At 49.8% G+C, this 19,186-nt stretch carries 18 protein-coding genes; 8 read left to right on the forward strand and 10 right to left on the reverse strand.

Features of this window, described 5'->3' with window-relative positions; translation table 11 throughout:
• Positions 1-214: 214 nt before the first annotated feature.
• From O8W32_02495 to O8W32_02510, 4 genes are all read right to left on the reverse strand, one after another.
• Positions 215-1,300 (reverse strand): AAA family ATPase, encoded by a 1,086-nt coding sequence (locus O8W32_02495; protein WII09712.1) that lies wholly within the window; start codon positions 1,298-1,300, stop codon positions 215-217.
• A 311-nt stretch (positions 1,301-1,611) separates the two neighbouring features.
• On the reverse strand, positions 1,612-3,921 hold the full coding sequence (locus tag O8W32_02500; GenBank protein WII09713.1) for a hypothetical protein: 2,310 nt from the start codon (positions 3,919-3,921) through the stop codon (positions 1,612-1,614).
• Between the two features lie 5 nt (positions 3,922-3,926).
• Complete coding sequence (locus O8W32_02505; protein WII09714.1) at positions 3,927-4,412, reverse strand: hypothetical protein; 486 nt, start codon at positions 4,410-4,412, stop codon at positions 3,927-3,929.
• A gap of 499 nt (positions 4,413-4,911) precedes the next feature.
• Positions 4,912-5,487 carry a hypothetical protein gene (locus tag O8W32_02510; protein WII09715.1) on the reverse strand — a complete coding sequence of 192 codons (576 nt, stop codon included), beginning with the start codon at positions 5,485-5,487 and terminating at the stop codon, positions 4,912-4,914.
• 385 nt (positions 5,488-5,872) lie between these two features.
• Here O8W32_02510 and O8W32_02515 point away from each other — a divergent pair, with 385 nt between their 5' ends.
• Positions 5,873-6,421, forward strand: coding sequence for a hypothetical protein (locus O8W32_02515; protein ID WII09716.1), 549 nt, complete (start codon positions 5,873-5,875; stop codon positions 6,419-6,421).
• Positions 6,422-6,587: 166 nt separating this feature from the next.
• Positions 6,588-7,478 (forward strand): HAD family hydrolase, encoded by an 891-nt coding sequence (locus O8W32_02520; GenBank protein ID WII09717.1) that lies wholly within the window; start codon positions 6,588-6,590, stop codon positions 7,476-7,478.
• A 628-nt stretch (positions 7,479-8,106) separates the two neighbouring features.
• On the opposite strand, the gene O8W32_02525 is transcribed toward O8W32_02520, so the two are convergent.
• The 3 genes from O8W32_02525 to O8W32_02535 form a co-directional block, all read right to left on the reverse strand.
• Positions 8,107-8,844, reverse strand: a complete 738-nt coding sequence (locus O8W32_02525) for a hypothetical protein (GenBank protein WII09718.1) — start codon at positions 8,842-8,844, stop codon at positions 8,107-8,109.
• A gap of 366 nt (positions 8,845-9,210) precedes the next feature.
• Entirely contained in the window at positions 9,211-9,816 is a 606-nt protein-coding gene (locus tag O8W32_02530; GenBank protein ID WII09719.1) for a TIR domain-containing protein, read from the reverse strand.
• A 1-nt stretch (position 9,817) separates the two neighbouring features.
• A complete protein-coding gene (locus O8W32_02535; protein ID WII09720.1) occupies positions 9,818-10,480 on the reverse strand; it encodes a TIR domain-containing protein in 663 nt (220 codons plus the stop codon).
• A gap of 171 nt (positions 10,481-10,651) precedes the next feature.
• Here O8W32_02535 and O8W32_02540 point away from each other — a divergent pair, with 171 nt between their 5' ends.
• From O8W32_02540 to O8W32_02555, 4 genes are all read left to right on the forward strand, one after another.
• The gene (locus O8W32_02540; protein WII09721.1) at positions 10,652-11,125 is read left to right on the forward strand and encodes a hypothetical protein; all 474 of its coding nucleotides are present in this window, start codon (positions 10,652-10,654) and stop codon (positions 11,123-11,125) included.
• Positions 11,126-11,260: 135 nt separating this feature from the next.
• Positions 11,261-12,832: an aldolase catalytic domain-containing protein gene (locus O8W32_02545; protein ID WII09722.1), complete on the forward strand. Its 1,572-nt coding sequence runs from the start codon at positions 11,261-11,263 to the stop codon at positions 12,830-12,832.
• Positions 12,816-13,475: an HAD hydrolase-like protein gene (locus O8W32_02550; GenBank protein WII09723.1), complete on the forward strand. Its 660-nt coding sequence runs from the start codon at positions 12,816-12,818 to the stop codon at positions 13,473-13,475. The genes O8W32_02545 and O8W32_02550 overlap by 17 nt, the downstream gene beginning before the upstream one ends.
• The gene (locus O8W32_02555) at positions 13,472-14,209 is read left to right on the forward strand and encodes a 3-deoxy-manno-octulosonate cytidylyltransferase (protein ID WII09724.1); all 738 of its coding nucleotides are present in this window, start codon (positions 13,472-13,474) and stop codon (positions 14,207-14,209) included. The genes O8W32_02550 and O8W32_02555 overlap by 4 nt, the downstream gene beginning before the upstream one ends.
• A gap of 202 nt (positions 14,210-14,411) precedes the next feature.
• On the opposite strand, the gene O8W32_02560 is transcribed toward O8W32_02555, so the two are convergent.
• Together O8W32_02560 and O8W32_02565 are read right to left on the reverse strand one after the other, a co-directional pair.
• Complete coding sequence (locus tag O8W32_02560) at positions 14,412-14,696, reverse strand: hypothetical protein (GenBank protein WII09725.1); 285 nt, start codon at positions 14,694-14,696, stop codon at positions 14,412-14,414.
• Between the two features lie 6 nt (positions 14,697-14,702).
• Positions 14,703-14,957, reverse strand: a complete 255-nt coding sequence (locus O8W32_02565; GenBank protein ID WII09726.1) for a hypothetical protein — start codon at positions 14,955-14,957, stop codon at positions 14,703-14,705.
• A gap of 56 nt (positions 14,958-15,013) precedes the next feature.
• Between O8W32_02565 and O8W32_02570 the strand changes: the two genes are divergently transcribed.
• Positions 15,014-15,160 carry a hypothetical protein gene (locus O8W32_02570; protein WII09727.1) on the forward strand — a complete coding sequence of 49 codons (147 nt, stop codon included), beginning with the start codon at positions 15,014-15,016 and terminating at the stop codon, positions 15,158-15,160.
• Positions 15,161-15,334: 174 nt separating this feature from the next.
• A complete protein-coding gene (locus O8W32_02575) occupies positions 15,335-15,484 on the forward strand; it encodes a hypothetical protein (GenBank protein WII09728.1) in 150 nt (49 codons plus the stop codon).
• Between the two features lie 753 nt (positions 15,485-16,237).
• On the opposite strand, the gene O8W32_02580 is transcribed toward O8W32_02575, so the two are convergent.
• The gene (locus tag O8W32_02580; protein ID WII09729.1) at positions 16,238-19,171 is read right to left on the reverse strand and encodes a tetratricopeptide repeat protein; all 2,934 of its coding nucleotides are present in this window, start codon (positions 19,169-19,171) and stop codon (positions 16,238-16,240) included.
• Positions 19,172-19,186: the final 15 nt, after the last annotated feature.

The raw sequence follows: 19,186 nt of genomic DNA on the forward strand, positions 1-19,186 counted from the left end.
CGACACACGTCATCCAGCACTGTCATCGGCTTCCGGAGGCCTTGATCAAGAACCCGGTCGCCGCTTCTTCGGAACTGACAGCGCCGCATACTCTGTCGGAACTGCTGTTACCAGCAGATATGATGTTCGTTTGATCTATTCCGTGCCGAGCCCCAGCATTTTCTCTGCGAATATCTTCTCCGTGAACTCCTCGCAGCACAGCTGTACAGCCTGCTCATGGCTGCCCACCGAAGATGTTCTTCTTCCACATAGCACTCAAAGTATAATCATCCATCCAATCTCTGAGCTTATCCGACGACAGGCGCGTGTATTTGGATCCGTCCGATGTCAGCTCGGCGACGATGATATCGTCGGCGTCGAAATAATCCAGGAGCTCGGCGGACTGAGTGGATATTATCACTTGCTTGTCGGCGGATATCCTGTGCACCAGCTCGGAGAACAATGAGATGGCGTACGGGTGAAGGCCGAGCTCGGGCTCGTCGAGTATGATCGCGGAAGGCTGCAACTCAGGGGGCTGCAGGAGCAGGACCGCCAAGCAAATGATGCGAATCGTCCCGTCGGACAATTGGCTCGCGCCCAGCACCTCGTCCAGACCGATCTGCTTCCACCTGAGCAGTATCAGCCCGCTGTTATCCGCGTTCGGTTCCAGCACGAAATCGTCGAAGAAGGGAGCTACCATCCTGACCGCACGGACGATGTCGCCGTACGACTCCGGATATGAGTTCTTTATCATATGGAGGAAAGGCGCCAGATTGGATGCGTCATGGTGCAGGGAGACGTTATCCGACAGCATACCCGCCTGCTTCATCCCGGAAGAGGCTGTGGTATCATGAAAATGGTACACCTTCCACCTCTTGGCCTCCAGAACGGGCCTGACGTAACGATTTATATTGTTGGAGCCTCCGTTATCGTATTCGGATTCGAACCCGTAGGGGACCTTCCTGCGCACATTGGTCTTTACATCGTTCCAGCCGTAGTACTCATTGGCGAACACGAGGCTGCCGGAATCGTTGGGGACCAGTTGGAACCCGTAGGAATTGTTTCCGAAGAAGAACTCCATCTCGATGCTCTTGGTCTTCTTCATCCCGCCGTACAGCAGGGAGGGCAGACCGGCCACTCCCACGGACCTCTGGAGATTCTTATCGAGGATGTTCTGCAGGAAGAACAGCGCAGAAATGAAATTGGACTTCCCGGAACCGTTGGGGCCAATAAAGACGTTGATGCTGCCCAGGTCGATCGTGCAGTCTTTGATCGACTTGAAACCGCGGATCGTTACCTTCTTGAGTGCGACATCATGCATGGCATCGGCTACGGGCAGAACATCACTGCATCCCGTTGCGGATATATGTTTTCTCAGTTGGCTGACAGCGCTCCCCGAACCCTCCATTATATTCCTCCGGATCCTTGGACCGATCGGAGCGTCGGACGATCCGGCAGGGACGGCCGCACGCCCGGCACAGCACTCAGGACCCGACGGATATAAAGCAGGGGCGTGCTGCAGTCAGCGGAAACCCGTGCAGGGCGTCAGGCCCTGCACGAATGCCGAGCATTGAACCAGACAGGTATCACGCCCAGATTCATACTTGCTTGAGATCCCGCCGATCTCCAGCATCAGCCCAGCATGACGTTCCCGATGACCTTTTCGAACCTTGCCCTGGTCTCCTCGGAGCACTTCGGGACCTCTGTCTCCCAGTTCTGCGCGAACTCCGAATTGAGATCGAAGTTCTTCAGGTCGACCTTCAGCCTCTTCCTGTCCTCGGACGAGAACATGTCCTCGATTTCGATGATCTTCTCATCCTCTGCGGCCTCGGACAGACTGATCACAACGGCCTTTTCATTGCCGTCCGCCAGGCTCTTGAAGCTCTGTCCTGCCTTATCCCCGTCCGCCAAGATAATCGGGCGCTTCTCGATCCGGGAGATGTCGGCAATCGTCTTCCTGTAATCGTCCATCCTGGCTCCGAGCCCGTTGATCGGGATGAAGTCGACGTTCATGTCCTTGCCTTGGGAGCGGAAGTGTTCCTCGAACGCGGTCAGGAAGAAGTAGTCCGAGGAGCCCTCCACGAACACCGTCGTATGTCCTTCTTCGGCAAGATAGTTCCTCCCTACAGTCAGAGCATCCGTGAGGGGTTTCAGAACGTCATGGTTCTCATGATCGAACTGCTCGAAATTGTTGAGGATGCGGGTGTTGCCGTCCGGACCGTTGATGACCAGCCGGACCTCGTCCAAGTGCTTTATATCCACAGCCATGAAGTTCTGGGTGGCGATGACGATCGTCAGCCCGGACTCGGAGGCGAACCTCCTGAGCGTTTTCACAAGTTCTCTGGTGCTCTGAGGGTTCAAACCGTATCCGAACTCGTCCATGAGCACAATGTCGCCCGGCTGGAGTTCGTTCCTGAGGATGAAATTGACATAGAAATCGAAGACCCAGCGGAATCCTCTCGACTGCCTGTTGAGGCTTCCCATCGCAGTGTTTCCCCTGTTCATGTAGAAGTATACATAATCGGTTTCTAAGCCAATCTCGAAAGCGTATCTGTTCTTGGGATCGGAACAGAACATCCTGTTGAACTCCTCGGATATCTTCTCAAGCTTCTTGTTGCATCTTTTCTCCAGGCTCTTTGCGCGGCCCTTGCTGAACTCGCCGCTGTAGAGGTTACTGATCGCGGATTCGGGGATTTCTATGGACGAGAACATCGTTTCGAAGAAAGGATTGATCATCTTCCCGGGGCTGCGTAGCTGGCTGTTGTCGATCATCTCTTCAATGTAGCTGTAGACATTCTTGCTCGGGATGTATCTATACTTCTCCCTGAACCGCTTGCTGCTGACGGCATTGGTCATGAGGGTGTCTGAGAATGATCTCGTATCCGGCGGTTCATTTCTCAGCATCTTGAGGAAGCCATCGTTCCATTCCTCTTCGAAATGAAACACGCAGTCATCGAAACACTCTCCGACAGAATCTGCAAGGACTCTGAGAGTTACGATGTCGACAGCATCGAATCCTTTTTGCAGGGAATCCGCTAATTGACTTACATCCCTACTTATTACGTTGGTTCCGCTGTCATCCATGACTGCTTTTCCAATCAAAAGACCGCAAAGCATGTCGAAGCTGTCTTTTTCACCTGATAAACTTATTTTTGAACAGTCTTCGTAATTGTTGCTGTCCATTCTGTTCTTCAGATTGGTCAGGCTTTCTTCGAGCCTGTATCCCGTTACTTTCTCTCCGAGTTCATATGTCGCTGTGCACAGATCGCTTATGCGCCCGGCGCAATAATCCCTCATCATTTTGGTTATTTTTTCCAGATGTTCTCTGTATCCGTCTCTATATGGGTAATTTGAAATCTGAGTATCGATGTACTTCGATAATTTTGCAGCGAACATCACGGGGATTGAACGTCCTTTGCAGCCAGAGGAGCCTCCGCCGTTCTTGCTGTTTGGTTTCTCTGAAACGCATTCGATCAGAGCTGAGATATATTTCCTGCATTGTTCCGCAGTCACATTTTCAACTGATGACAGCCTCTCAGTGAATTTTTCATAAAGCTTTCCGGATTTCCAGAACTCCTCGATCCTCTCCGCGGCGGTCTTCTCATCGATATCCAGGTATGCTCCGTCCGCCAGATACATCTCGATGTTGGGATTCATCTTTTCATCGAGGAAATCGGGAATGTCTGTTTCTTCGAACTTGCGGTCCCTGCATCTCTTTATCGCATCCAGAACGTTGCTCTTGCCGGCGTTGTTGAGCCCCATCAGGAACACCAGCCCGCCTATCCCCTCCCTTGATACGGAGCGGTTCAGGACCAGCGTGTCCGCCTCGGGTTTCTCGCATCCCTTCTGGAAAGTACCCAGGTTCCTGAAGTTAGCGATCTTCACGATACGGCGGTCGGTCGGGTGCTCAGCGATTATCTCTTCGGTCTTCTTTTCTGCCATGTCTATCACTCCAGTGTTTTCTTCTCGTCATCGTTCAGCGGCACGTTCCTCGAGACCCTCTCTGAGAAACTGAGGAAACGGGCGACCTGATTCCTCTCATTATCAGTCAGCTCTTCCTTTCCCAGGAGATCCAGGCATTCTGTCAGATAGGGGACTACCGTATCGGCCGCGTCAGAATGTGCCAGCGCTGCCATCAAAAGCAGTTTCGGGTCGTCATCGCAGGCTTCGGAAATGTACTTCTGAACCTCGGCTTTAGGTCCGCCGGCGGAACATTTCGCGAAATTCGTCACCAAGTAGACCATGACCATGTCATGGGTGACGTTCTTCGTCCTGTCGATATAACGGAAGAGGTTCAGCACTTCCTTCGGGATCTGGGACCTGCTCCCGGATTCATACAGGCCGAGATACCTGTACAGCGTGGGGCGCGAAACACCGATGTAGCCTGCGATATCGGTCAGACGGAGATCCAAGGCCCTGAGTTTCTCCTTCACGGATTTCTCATTACATTTTATGTATATCAATCTTTACAAATTTTGTAAACTAATTTCAACGGAAGCGCCTGCTTAGAAGGCCATGCCGCCTCGGTCCGATGAATGCTGCATGACGCAAATACGGAAACAGGGACTCTCCGGGCCCGTTTGCCAATGCACCGAGGTTTGCTGCCTCTACAGCAAGAGGGTGATGAACTGTATTAATGCCAGAAAATCAAAATCTGTTCTTATCTACAATGCACAAAACAACCTGCTTCAGGAAATATTGTTTGTGTTCCTCCAGTCAGGAGACTTAGGATCCGATAAGGCGGTTGATCCCGATGATCTCCGGGAACACGGTCCCTTGTACAGAAATTAATCTTTGACGAAATCGGTAGTGATGGCGCCGTAAGGCTGCAGCCAGGGCCTGATATCGCAACCGCTTCTCTCGAAGAGGTTGATCATTGTGCAGGCGTCGATTACTTTACAGGTTTTCTGGGTCATGCCATGTCTTCGGCGGTCATTGTCTCATATAATCCATGAAATCCCGTATCTCCATGCCTGCTAGTTCGGCTCCTTTTCCTACTGATACCTTTTCCTTCTTCATCATCCCTTCGGCGATCTCTTTGCGTCTGGCGAAGATGCTGTCTCTTACATCTGAGTTCTCGATCATCTCTCCGCCGTTGTTCTTCTGATCGTCGGCATAGATGTACATCAGCATTTCCTCAGTGTTCATCGAGCAGATGAAATCCACGATGCTGCCTATCTTAGCGTCCAGGAATCCGTCGGCAGGCTTTATCCTGCTGACCGTATCTCTGACTTCGTCCGGTATGCTCACTTTCTCGCCGGCGTTCTTGCGGAGCCATCCTGCATCTATGAGGCTCTCTCTGCAGCCATCGACTTCTGAACTGAAAGGCCCGTAATAATGGGCCCTGTACCCTACGGCTTTGACCGGGTCCTGTCCCATCGCCTTGATCGTCAGATACATTATCTTCTGAAGATGCATTTCGGTCGGGACTCCGTTGGGAGCCTTGTTCACTGCATACAGCATAAGCATCTGCCTGCTGTCCAGATCTTCTATGCTCAGCCCGACCATCTCTGTGCACCCTCCGTTTTCTATCAGGTTTATGCTATTGTATTTGCGTCTGTGTATCTGAAGTGTTTCTCTCGGCATACTATAACCTTGATTGACTGCTGACTGAGTTCCGTATTCCCTGACTAACCCAGCAAGTCTGCCTCAGATCTCCGACATGCTTCTTGATACAACGATATCGTTTAAGTACTATTGTGTAATTAGTATTTTTAAGAAAGATCATCGGATCTGCGGGCGCAGGCTTCGCAGAACTCCGAGTGATGAATTAAAAAGGAGAAAGGGAGGGACCAAAACGGATCCGTATTCGGACGACTTCGAGAGGCATAACGGACAGATCAAGATAGGCGATGCCCTGGACATCGCCGCGGACCGCTTCTCCAAGGAAGCGATGTTCATAATAGGGTACAGCGGAAAGCCCGTCAGCGACTCCAGGCTCCACAGGCTGGCGCTCATATACGAGGCTGTCCACGTCCGGGACGGCTCGGCCGAGGCGGACTTCGCCTGCGGATATTCCGAAGGCATCGAGGAAGCGGCGGAAACGCTGGAGGAGAACGGGATCATATCCGTGAAGGATGACAGTTACGCGCTGACCGGGTACGGGGAGAAGGTCTTCGATCTTCTGAAGGCGCTTTCGGACGGCGATGAGCGCGACATGTTCAGCGTGGACATGAGGATGATGATCAGCGCGTCGGAAGACGTGCCGGACGCGCACCTGACAGCGCTGACCTGCTGGTACTATCCGGAGCTGGCGTCCGACCCAGAGCTTCAGGCAAGCGCCGGCCCGGTGATCGAGGGCCTGTACCTGGACGGGAGGAGGCTCGCCGAGGTGCCCAGGGAAGAGTTCGTGTACAGGATCTGGAGCGGGGAGAAGCTGGAGACGAGGCGAGCGGAGGAGGAACAGGCGGCTGAAACTTTGACAGATATCCTGACAGAATAACCGTACCTGCCAGAGGCCTTGCAAGTCCGCGTCCAGCCATCATAACCTTTCCCAGCTAACAGGGCTTCTGCACCAAGGCGATCTGCATATACCGATAAATCCGGATTGAGTATCCGCATACTGGTCATCACTTATGTCTTCAAGCAACAAACCTGTCATCGCTATGATGTACGACTTCGACAGAACCCTGAGCACCAGGGAGATGCAGGAGTTCTCATTCATACCCAGCACAGGGCACTCGCCGAAAGAGTTCTGGAGATCTGTCAACGAGATGGCGAAAAAGGAAGAGATGGACAACAACCTCGCCTATATGCTCCAGATGGCCGATTCTGGAGTCAAGACCCGCCGCCCCGACCTAGTCAAACTCGGCGAATCGGTGAAATTCTACAACGGCGTCGAAAACTGGTTCCCCTCGATGAACAGGTATGCTGCAGAGAAAGGGGCGGTTCTGAAGCATTATGTGATATCATCCGGCCTCAAAGAGATGATCGAAGGAACTTCCATTGCGAAGTACTTCGACAGGATCTACGCCTGCGAGTTCCTGTACGATGAGAACGATGCCCCCGTCTGGCCGAAGAACGTGGTAAACTACACCACTAAGACCCAGTTCGTCTATCGCATCAACAAAGGCGCACTGGACATTTCTGATTCCGACATGGTCAACAGATACATTCCGGACTCCAAACGCCCCGTGCCCTTCAGGAACATGATCTACATAGGGGACGGCATGACCGATGTCCCCTGCATGAAGGTGGTAAAGGTCAACGGGGGCCATTCGATAGCAGTCTACGATAAAGACAGAACAACAGCATCCAAACTGGTCAGGGATGGCAGGGTGAACTTTGCCTGCAAAGCAAATTACGAGAAAGGAAGCGAGCTTTCGAAGACGGTGAAAGAGATCATAGACTGGATCGTCTGCGGTGCAAAGCTATCGGCAAGAGAGGCAAGATCGATGGAGAGAGCAAAGAAAGGATCAGAGGGAAGAGGGAATGAGAAAATAGATCAATGCCCGAATGAGCGGCAAGAAGACCAAAGTACTGAAGCTGACCATTCCTGAGAACCTCATATGCGTTTTTCGATCCCGTGATGATTCGAAAACTGAACATTGATCATCAAATTACGATTCTGGTCCGGGATACCGTTCGTCATCCCTGGAACTACTTAGACAATAGGCGCTGGCACATCACCTGCCCGCAGACTACTGAGGGCCCGCCTGGCGAACAAGTTCGCAGCACTTATACTCTGATTCACCCATGCCGACAGATTGGAAGCGCAGAGGACGGGACTCCTGTTCAGTCAGCTCCTCCATCCCTCGACATAGCGATCGCCATTGTCGACGGCAGGGATGGAGGGTAACCGAGACACATCTTTGCCACAGGTCTTGGAGATCCTTGACATCTCCTTGCCGATGAGGTTATCGTGACGGAGCCTTACAACTTAATCCCAAAGAAAACCTGGAATGAGCAAAGATTTCGACCTCACATGCCCATCTGGCCCCACAATATAGAGAAAGCTGTCTTGAAGTCTGTTTGTAAGTGGTCGCAATAACAATTCAGCAACTTTATCATTAGCCAGTAATTCAAAGAACACTGTCTACCTGCAGATCATTTCATATTCCTAATATCACACTCGGGCCCGTAATGACCTATTTTCAATGTTGATGCTTAATGATGATTTACTTTCATTCACGCCCCTTTCTTTCTTGCTTTTACCAATGCCCATGCCCTATCCCCGAACCCTTTGAGCGAAGAATTAGTTGGAGCACCATAACTTCCCGAAAGCAATTCCTTAGCCTCGCGGTTTTCAGGCCTCTCCAGATAACGTTTGAGATATTCCATTCTGGAAGCCTGGTTGACACAAATCTGAAAATCAGGATCGCAGACGATTTTTTCCATTAAAGAATCTTCCATTTCACAAATTTTCTTCTGGCGTTCTCCTCTGATTCTGTCTATTTCCTCGCTATGATCATCCAATAATGATTGGAGACGCTCATCCGTTCTCGCAAGGCTCGCCAATTTAGAATTGGCGAATTTTATTCCGAAAGGCCATCCTTCATAAAGAAAAAACAATATAGTATCATATGGGACCGAGAAATCCACAGAGTCAAGAGATTCATTGAATTTATTGACTTCTTTATCAAGGATTTTGAAATCATCGCTGTATATGTCTAGATCGATTGTACATGACTCTTTGCCTATGTATGTTGAATCGATCATAACAATTGTCGTTTTCGTTCTTTTAGCAAACTTAATGAAATCATCAATAGTATTATTGCCGATAATCGAAAAATCAGATGTTCTTGCTATAGAATCCGAAACTTTCTGGACGAAAAAACCCTCTGTTTCAAGCTGTTTCTTCAATGATCCTATGTCTGGCACTTCTGCAACCCTGTAAGTGTATGATGCCCCTGTTTCATCTTCCATTTTTATTTCTCCTTTTGATAGCTTGCACCTTGTGGATATTTAAACGATTTTTAATGGTTTATCATTGATTGATTGTGTTTCTAATTCTGCCAGACCGAAGGCAGGAGAGATATGCTTCGACTGCACAGGAAAGACATCGCGAAGAACATCGGGTACATGCCGCAGAGCAGGGGCCCGAAGCTCAGTTCCTCACGGCCTACGAGGCCGCCATAACTTGAATGCCAGTTGCAAGGGCTGATTATAAATGGGCTCTGCGGAGCAGAAACTATCATCTCTTACTGCTGAAAGAAGATGCAGCAATATACTACTCTGCCCGGACAGCATCTTGGGATGCCAGGAAAGAAATCCCAGAAGGATAGGGCCGGCTCAGGAGTTCTTTTTCCTGAGCGGGATGTCCATCCTATAAGGGAAATCGTTCCTTCTGGCGAAAGCGTTGTGGATCAGTTCGAACAGTCTACCTGGATCCTGATATACGTCCTTCCAATCCACGACCGATATCGGGGCCCCGTCCATGATGTTGAAGAACAGGCGGTCAGGCAGGTCCGGGAAATGATCCTCCAGCCAATCCTGATCGTGATATTCACGGTACCTGTAAGCGCCCTGGATCATATACTCGTCCACGGGCGCTGCCAAGGTGCAGTTGCCCGACTCCGGCGTATTGATGGCCAGCAGCCCACCGCGGTGATTGATAGGGCTGTCGTACATCGTCGCGTGGATCTCCCAATCGACGAACTTCCTCCTCCTGGAATTAGGCCCGCAGATGACGATGGTGACGGTCGAATCTCGTATGTAGTTATCGCGGATGATCTTGCGGATCTGCTCGCTGGAGAGCCCCCTGTCGTCGATATCGTACTCTTGGACGGAACGGTCGATGAATATCCCGGTTTCGGCAGCCATGTCCTCCAGATATTCCTTGTAATCCCCGTCTTCTCCGTAGTAACAGCTGACGAACACGTTGTGGCGATGGCGCATTTCACCAGCTCGGGTCGATCTTCTTCACCAGGTTGTAGTCGTCGGAATGAACCCTGCGGGATTCTGCCTCTTTCAAATATTTCTCTGGGTTCGATTTGAAATCAGACCATTTCACAATAGGAATGTAACTGATAGGGCCGTTGTAATGTCCGTCTGTTGTGAGAAATTTATCGATTTTCTTATGATTGAACATGTTTCTGCCGATTATATTGAAGAACCTATCAGTGCATATTGTCCGGACATCACCCGATTCTTTTATTGCAAAACTGTAACTTCCGTTGATGTCCGGAATCACCACAGCCAGCACTGCGTTGATCCCGCTGTTTCCGGATGACCTTGTCTTCTCCCTCAGCGAATAGGAAATCTCCCATGGAATCCACTGATCTCTCTCACGTTGAAGGGGAACGCGCATGTTAGAGGATATAAGAACGATAGTAAGGCTTGTGTAGAACATCTTGTCCGCAAGCTTGCCGGCAATAGTGTCATCATCAAGATCGGACAGATCCTCCCCGTCTTCCTCCCCGCAAAAATAGTAGGTTTTCCTGTCCTTGAGTATCTCCTGAATCTCGTCGACATAATCGCGGCAGGTGGTATCCAATTTGTCTCCGATCTTTCTCACATTTCTGTCATTATACTTGTATGAAACGAAAACATTGCTTCCCATATAATCACTTTGTATCGTATTATTGGTAAAACTACTATTTCAAACTCTCGGTTAATTTATAGAACTCTGAGAGGTGATGACGCCGTGCATGTGCGACGCGAAGGGCAAAAAGCATTTCGAACAGTCGGAACAGAGGAAAGTTTTTCATCGGCGCACAGCACATCCGGAATCGTGGAACCGATCGAGATGAACAATGATGCCGTAACAGTTTCCGGGAATGAAGTTCTGTTCAAGGAGATGGACCTTCTCCAAAACTGCATCTCCAGGATGGCTGAGAACTCATTCAGATGCAAAGAATGGGCGGTAGCCCTGGCCGTTGCGGTTCTGGGACTATGCTACAGCGATTTCGGCTCCGAATTCCTTGCCGTCGTATCCGTCTTCCCGCTGATGTTCCTCTGGTATATGGATTTCAGATACCTGTCTCTGGAGAAGAAGTTCCGCGACAGGTATGCGTTCGTCATACACAGCCGTCCCGAAGGCAACTGCAGAGGATTATTCGAGCTCGATCCGAAGATGTTCGACGAAGATACAGAATATGATTCGAAGACGGAAAAGAGCATCTTCCGTTCATGGTCGGAGCTGTATCTTTACATCGGGCTCATCTTCATCGTGCTTGCGTCGGGGATCATATTGCACTTCATATGAGCGCGGATCAGAAAAATCAGGCTGTCGGATGGGCACGCCATATGTTTCATTGAAACTCTGCCTGCTCAATCATTCATACCAACACGTCTGCATTAGGAATCAAACATTTTATTGTCATGAACGCGATGCAAATGCATGCGTTCCATCTCCATCCTCGATTGCACACTCAGAGACGGAGGATACATCAACTCGTGGAGATTCGGGAAATCCGCCATCTCCGAGATAGTATCGCTTCTCGAGGAATCGGGAGTCGAGACGATAGAATGCGGATTCATCGAGGACGCTCCTCAGGACCCCGATGTGTCGGTATACAGGAACGCCGACATGATCGATTCCTTCACGAAGAAGGCGGGCACAAGGTATGTAGCGATGATCGCTCTCGGCGACATCGATGCAGAGAAAGTTACTCCCCGCAGGCCGGAAGGCATCGACGGGATACGCCTGACATTCCATAAGCATGAGCTCGAGGAGGAGATGCGCCAGGCCAGGATACTGATGGACAAGGGCTACGACGTTTACGTGCAGCCCGTAGGGACCTCCACCTATACGGACAGAGAGCTCATAGATCTTATCGATCGCGTTAATGCGCTGCACCCCTACGCGTTCTACATCGTGGATACTCTGGGGGTCATGTATCCGAACGACGTCCGGAGGATATTCTCCATCATCGACAGCAACCTCGACCCGGAGACGGTCGTGGGCTTCCATTCGCACAACAACCTGCAGCTCTCGTTCTCCAACGCCCAGACGATTATGTCCGTCTCGGAGAAGAGGGACCTTATCATCGATTCATCCGTTTTCGGCATGGGGAGGGGCGCCGGGAACCTGACCACCGAGCTGATAACTCAGTACATCAACAACACCTACGGCCACAAGTACAACATCCTGCCGCTCCTGTCGGTGATGGAGAGATACCTGAACGACATCTACCTGAAGACCCCGTGGGGATACTCCAGCCCTTATTATCTTTCGGCAGTGAACAAGTGCCACCCTAACTATGCCAACTACCTGATGCTCAAGAGGACCCTGGGGGCCGAGAGCATCTCGAAGATACTGAGCCTCATACCGCCCGAGTCTAGGGGGCTATATGACAAGAAGCTCATCGAGCATCTCTATTACAGCTTCCAGTCATCGAAGATCGACGATTCGGAGGCCGTCTCAGAGATCGGCAGGATCCTGCACGGGAGGAAGATACTCGTTCTGGCCTCCGGCGATTCCGTGAAGACCTATAGGAAGCAGATATCTGACTGGATAACTGCCAACGATGCATTCGTGATCCATATCAACACCGTCAAGGAAGGATACCCGGCGAACATGCTCTTCATCAGCAACGCACTGAGGGCGGAAAGCCTTCCCGCGGACAGCCTGAACGGAATCAAGATCGTCGCGACTTCGAATTTCAGGCTGAAGGACGATTCCGTCCTGCGCGTCGATTATCCCTCGCTACTCAACGAAAGCTCCGAACCAGACAATGCAGGCCTGATGCTGCTGTCGCTGCTGGTGAAGGTCGGGGTGAAGCATGCTGCCCTGGCAGGCTTCGACGGATTCGGCGGCGGAAGCGAAGATTATGTCGGCTTCGTTTCGAGGTCCTACATGCAGAGGGACGCCGGCGAGATGAACGATCAGATCTCCCACGTGCTCCAGCATCTTTCGCAGTCGATGGACATGGAGTTCGTGACGCCGACCATGTATGCGCTGCAGGGGTGACGGATTGGGCAGGCTGGTGGTATTCGACATGGACGGCACGATCGCCGATACGTCGGCAGGCATATTCGACTCGTACAGGCACACTGCGCAGGCCCTCGGCAGAAGGGTCCCGGATGACAGCGAACTGGCGGATGTCATAGGTGGCGCGTTGCCGATAAACCTCGGGCGCAAACTCGGTCTCTCCCCGGAGGAGATTCCAATGGCGGTCGAGATTTACCGGGATTACTACGGAAAGGAAGGATATAAGGAATCGAGGCTCTACCCCGAGTTCAGGGAGATGTTGTCCGTCCTGAAGGAAAAGGGGTTCTCCATGTCCGTTGCCACCATGAAGGCCGAGAGGTTCGCCAAGCAGCTTGTCCGCGATTGGGGGCTGGAGGAATATTTCATCTCGGTGCACGGCGTCGACAGGGACGACAGGGTCACCAAGCCGGACATGATCCGGATGTGCCTGGCGGAGACCGGGACCGCTCCCGGAGACTGCACGCTCGTCGGCGATACCGTTCAGGACAGGTCCGCGGCGGAGGCCGTCGGCGTCCGTTTCGCAGCCGTGACCTACGGGTTCGGATATACTGAGGATGAATGCAGGAGATCGGGCATCAGATATGCCGTATCCCCTGCCGAACTTCCTAACGTGATAGAATGAAACTGATGTGCGTGATACCTGCAAGATATGAATCGACGCGCTTCCCCGGGAAGCCTCTGGCCGACATCTGCGGAAAACCGATGATCCAGTGGGTCTATGAGCATTGCTCCCAAGTCGAAAGATTCGAAAGGGTTATCGTGGCCACCGATGACGACAGGATATCCGGTTTCTGCAGAAAAGCAGGAATGGATTATGTGATGACCCGCAGGGACCACCCAAACCACATCTCGCGCGTGCAGGAAGTATCAGAGTCAGTCGGATCGGATCACTACGTATGCATAAACGGAGATGAGCCTCTGCTGATGCCGGAGACCATCTGCGAGGCACTGCCGCCTGAGGCTGAGATGGGATCCGTGTTCTTTTCAGGAGCATACCGCGTCCTGACCGACCCGGTCGAGACCATTGACGGAGCGAATATCAAACTCGCCCTGAACGACAGGAACGAATGCATCTACATGTCCCGTGCCGCAGTGCCTTTCCCGAAAGGGAGCATAATGTTCAGTTACAACAAATATGTCGGGATCGAGGTTTTCTCCAAGGAAGCGCTCGATTTCTTCGTATCGACGAAAATGGGACACCTGGAGAAGATCGAGGACATCGATCACCTCAGGTTCCTGGAGAACGGAAAGGTCCTGAAGTTCAGGCCCGTTTCATCTGAATCAATCTCTGTCGACACCAAGAACGATCTTGAGAAGGTGAGGGTGCTGATGAAGGAGACTCTTGAGAAGAGATAGATCTGAAACACTCTGGCACGTAGGCAGTTATATACAAATTATCAAACCTGAGTTTGACACTTACGACTGACCAAGGCCCGGCTTCCGCTGGGCCTACGCCCTGTTCTCACTTACGGAACGGACGCTCAGAAGGCGTCCAAACGGGTATGATCGCTCGGGATCGGGCTTGTTCTTCCCTTGTTCCCCGTTCTTATGAGCCTTATCAGCGGGACGAAATTGCTGAAAATGCGCCTTTCGGCTGTCCTTCCGCTACCAGGACCGTAAGTGAGAACAGGCTCAGCTCCCCGCATATAGGTTCTGCCGTCCTGTTCCGGTATTCCGGATGGAGGAAGAGGACCATGGAGATGCAGAAAAGCGCGAGAAAAGATATCAGGATGCGGCCTTTCATGACCGCTTCATTCGTGCATCTGGCCGGCCTCCGGTCGATCCCGTACTTCAGGTCCCTGAGGGCGTCCTCGATTCTGTTCCTCGCGCGGTACAACTCCATGGTCTTCTAAACTGTCAGCGGACGGTTCGTCAAGAGAACGAATAATCCTTCGCGTCCGGCGATCATGCGCCCGACCGCACGGGATACCGCCTGCTCTTTGGTGAAGCAGTCCAGCAGGAACATGTAGGATAGCTTGGTGTCGGCGAAGCAGTTCGAGTTGCGGTACTTCTTGCGCGGCCTCTTCCCGGAATCTATGTTCTTCCGGACGGTCTCCATCTCCTCCCAGCCGCGTTCTGCTTTGCGTCTGTACCTTTCCAGCACGTCCGCCTTCAGCGTCTCGTTCCTGAAGATATGCCTGACGCCTCAGGTTGCCCTCGATGAGCTGGTACGACAGGTTCTCACCGATCGGCATCCAAACGCCGGCATGGCTGCCCACGAACCTGTCGTCGGAAGCATTCATCTGCGGCCCGGTCACAAAGCCCGCGCCCTCCCTGTCCAAAGGGGCTGAGTTCTTCCTGCTGTAAGCCCCGTTGTCGAACACGATCATGGCATCTTCGCGAAGAGATGCCTGAACTGCCCGAAGGTGCCCTAGAGATGGGTCGCATCGAGGATGTTGCCCGCGTTCACGGTCAGGCCTATCGGCATGCCCGTGGACCGGTCCATGCTCAGGCCGGCGGTCCCTGGAATGTCCCGCCCTGATGATCCCCTGCTGGGGCGCCTCGAAGTACATCGACGGCCAGTCCATGAAGGCAGTGTCCATCTTCACGCCGTACGCTCTCTTCAGCATCTCCCCTGGAAAATGGACGATGCCGTCGGAGTTCTCTCCCGGTCTCTCGGCCGTGCGATAAGCGGACCTCGGCGCGTTCGCACCGAGCCCGTGCTCCTCACGCACGGTCCCCTCCTCGGGGGGCCCTGTCGACCCTGCTCACCGATGTGCCCGTCATCTCCGCGGAATCCGCGACCGATGCCACCGTCTCAGCGGCCATCGAGCTGCCCCGGCCCTCTTCAGGCCGTCCAAGTAATCGTCCAGCCCCGTATCGGCGAATACGGCATCGGCCACTGCCTTGTTCCCTGCGGCCATCGTGATGTTCCCGTTCGGCTCCGGCATCCTCGCATGCATCCTGGTTCTGTAGCGGACCAAAACTCATCATTTTCCCGCTCAACACGCCGCCCGCCGAGATGTACATTTATGACTGATGAAACGATCATGGAGGAATGTCTCTCGGCGGTTTTGTGTTTTGAGCGGCTGAAACATATCGGAAGGCCTCTTTTATCATTGCTGGCCGTCCGCAGGATGAAAAATCGTCTCGGTTCCGTCTGCCCGCCAACTGTCAAACTCAGGCCATCATTTGTCCCGCCAAACTCGCAGGTTATGGACTGCAACCTTAATGCGAGCGATTCCAGTACGAAAGACAGTCTTTCGGCCTGTTTGTTTTGGCAATTGCAAATGCCGGAGGACCGCTTTGCAATATCGACAGAAGCCCGGACCGTTCAGAGTGTCAGCCTCTGCACTGCACCCTGAATTCAATCTGTAAGTGTCACACTCGGAGTAGTAAAAATAACCGACAACAGACAGTCGCGAATTGGATTCGATAAGAACGTTACTGTGTATTAGTTAATCTAATTGTCAGATATCTTCTGGTGAATTCTATTGGTGATATCAATAATGAAAATAATTCTTTTTCTTTGCTTAATATTTTTAAAACATAGTTCTGAATTCCATACCCGTCATCGATCTGCATATTCCTGATTGTTCTGAATTTATATTCTTTTTCAATCCCATTCTCAGCGATGTCGTCTACAATCACTACGGCCGCGCATTCTGAATCCTTCAATTTGTTAGTAATGAGGACGCTCCGCTGAATGTTTCCATTTTGATCCTTACAATTCTTGCAGAGTTTTGATTTATCCCACGATTCAGAATTGATAACATCCTGCAATACAGCTATTTCTGATCCTTGCGTCACAAACATAAAATATTCAACAATCGGATAATATAGATATTGAGTGTAAAAATCTCCACCTACGGCCACTATATTTTCGCATTGAGCAGCAATTTTTCCTACAACCGAAGATGTCATGCTAACAAGTTTCTTTAAACAAACTTTTGGGTTATAACGTACAGAGTCAAGATTAATCTTTCCATCTACTATTTTCACATTCCTTATTTTAAAACGATAATCATCCCATGAATATGGATGCAATTTAATTATGATTTTTGAACCATCATCAATGAACTGATCTAGCAAAACAGAAGCCATATGTGACCAATTATTAGGATGTAAACCAAAACGATCAATCATTATTGTTGGAGAATTGGTTACCACTACTTCCGCACCATCATATTGACTAGCATTGAAAATAATACTCAATAAATGTTTATCTACCTCGTCTAATCTATTAAATGAATCGTTATAATCAAAATTCGATTCATCATTTATTTTGTTGGTATTTTGCCTAATACGGGCCCCATTGAAATTACACAGAATATCAGTTTCTTTTTGTAAATTATATAAATCATCAGACATGAAAAATTTTCCAAGCTCATATCTTTCCTTGTTGTCAATGGATCCTGGCGTGAATTCGATAACTGTAACGTCGATACCTGATAACCTAATAAATGCGCCAATCTGATCATGAACATCTGCCATCGTGAAAAATCTGCGAATATCAGTTAGTTCTATATTGGCTTCCTTAAACATAGCGTTAAAAAATTCTATAATCGATTCACGGCTGTTAAATTTACTATCTTTAAACCCGACAGTCCAGTCATATTCTATGATTTCATCATAGATACCATATCTAACAAAATAGGACAATACGTTTTCATCCAATCCAGCGGGTAAAAACAATACGGAGTTGGTTATTTTATGTATCAATTTAAAGTTGGTAATATCAATAAAAAACCCGCGGTGAACAATTGATAGTATATCCCTCTTTTCTCTTAGAAAACCAATTTTTCTGATAATTTTCCAATTTTTTCCAGAAATAACCTCAAAATCTATGCCCATCGTTTTCAATTCATTAAACCAATAATTGTTCTTAGAGACAGCTTCTTTCATTAGTTCTAACGCTTTAGATGTGTTTTTTTCAACACCTTTTCCATACTGGAATGCGTGCGCCATCCTGTATTTGGCGTTTGGATCTCCTAGCAAAATCTGCTTTCTGGCTACTTCGATCATCTCTGAATAGGATTCCGGGGTGCCTATTTGCCAAAGAAGATCGAACAACTCATTGTTTGCCCATAATTCGCCGACACTGATTGCCTTCTTCATCCATTTTTTAGCTTCATCTAGATTCTTTTCATAGAATCTTCCGTACTGGTACATGCGACCAATGCGATTCATTGCCCAGCCGTTTCCGTGTGATAGCATGGCGTTCGCAATACTTGCCATCCATGCATCATCGCTTTTATCCAACCAGAGAATATCAAAAAGATTATAGCATGCTATGTCAGAACCAACAGCAGCACGAGATAGCCACCGTTTTGCTGCATCTGCATCTTTTGATACAAACCGCCCATCTCTGTATGATATGCCAATCAAACGAGCGTATTCGGCAATGATTGTTGGGTCATCACGCTTTGATACCAATTCATCATAGTGTTTCTTGAATTCATCAAAATCTTCTTTAGACTTTATCTCATCAAATTCTTTTCTTGCTTTCTGCAGTTTAGTTTCCAAATAGTTGTCACGTCCAACCATTTTAGAAAATGTTGCAGTTCTCATCGTAAGAAGTGCATGTTCTCCGACAGTATTCTCACGGGGATAGAACATCAATTTCGAAATCGCATCATGAATGATATGATATACAGAGACATCGTAGTTTACTGGGTTATATCCCCATTTATGGTTGTAGTCTGCAATAACTGAATCGGGGATGATCAAAACATGACAGTGTACCCTGGAAGTAAACTTAATTGTCCACTGATTTTCCAGGAAGTTATTGATAAATGTCTCCGACCTTTTAGCGTTGGTAACTATCCTGCCATCGTCCATCTCCCCAAATGATGCCTCTGCAGGAACAATGAGAATGACATTGTTCCCGTATCTTCTGTTTATAAAGTCGCACCAGGCTTCGAAGAACTCTTCCGTATGAAGTTGCTCTCTGTCAACAGACTTTACTTCGATATTCTTCCCATACTTGGAAGCGATATATCTTGCGATATCGTTTTCAGATAAATGAGAATTAAGCCAGCATCCTGTGTATCCTATTATTTTCCCATTTTCAGAAATCTGATAGCCAGAGTATGTCATCAGCCTCAGATCGGCAACAAGCCAATTTGAGCCTGAATTCGCATATTTATCAACCACCTCGCGATTGAATTCAAAGCACGCATTGCGAGCTCTCCAATTGCCGAGATGTTCAAAATCAACAGTTTCGAGACGGTATTGTTTCATCCTCGGCATCATTGCGACGCATGGATCAGTTGAATAATAGACATTAACTGAAACACCCTCGATGGGGCAGATATCGAAGATGTCCCTGCTGAGGCATACTCCCCAAACATCAACTTTCATCTGCTTTCCATCCATAGATGTTACCTTTTT

It is taken from the genome of Methanomassiliicoccales archaeon LGM-DZ1 (assembly GCA_030168595.1).
Taxonomy (GTDB): Archaea; Thermoplasmatota; Thermoplasmata; order Methanomassiliicoccales; family Methanomethylophilaceae; genus Methanomethylophilus.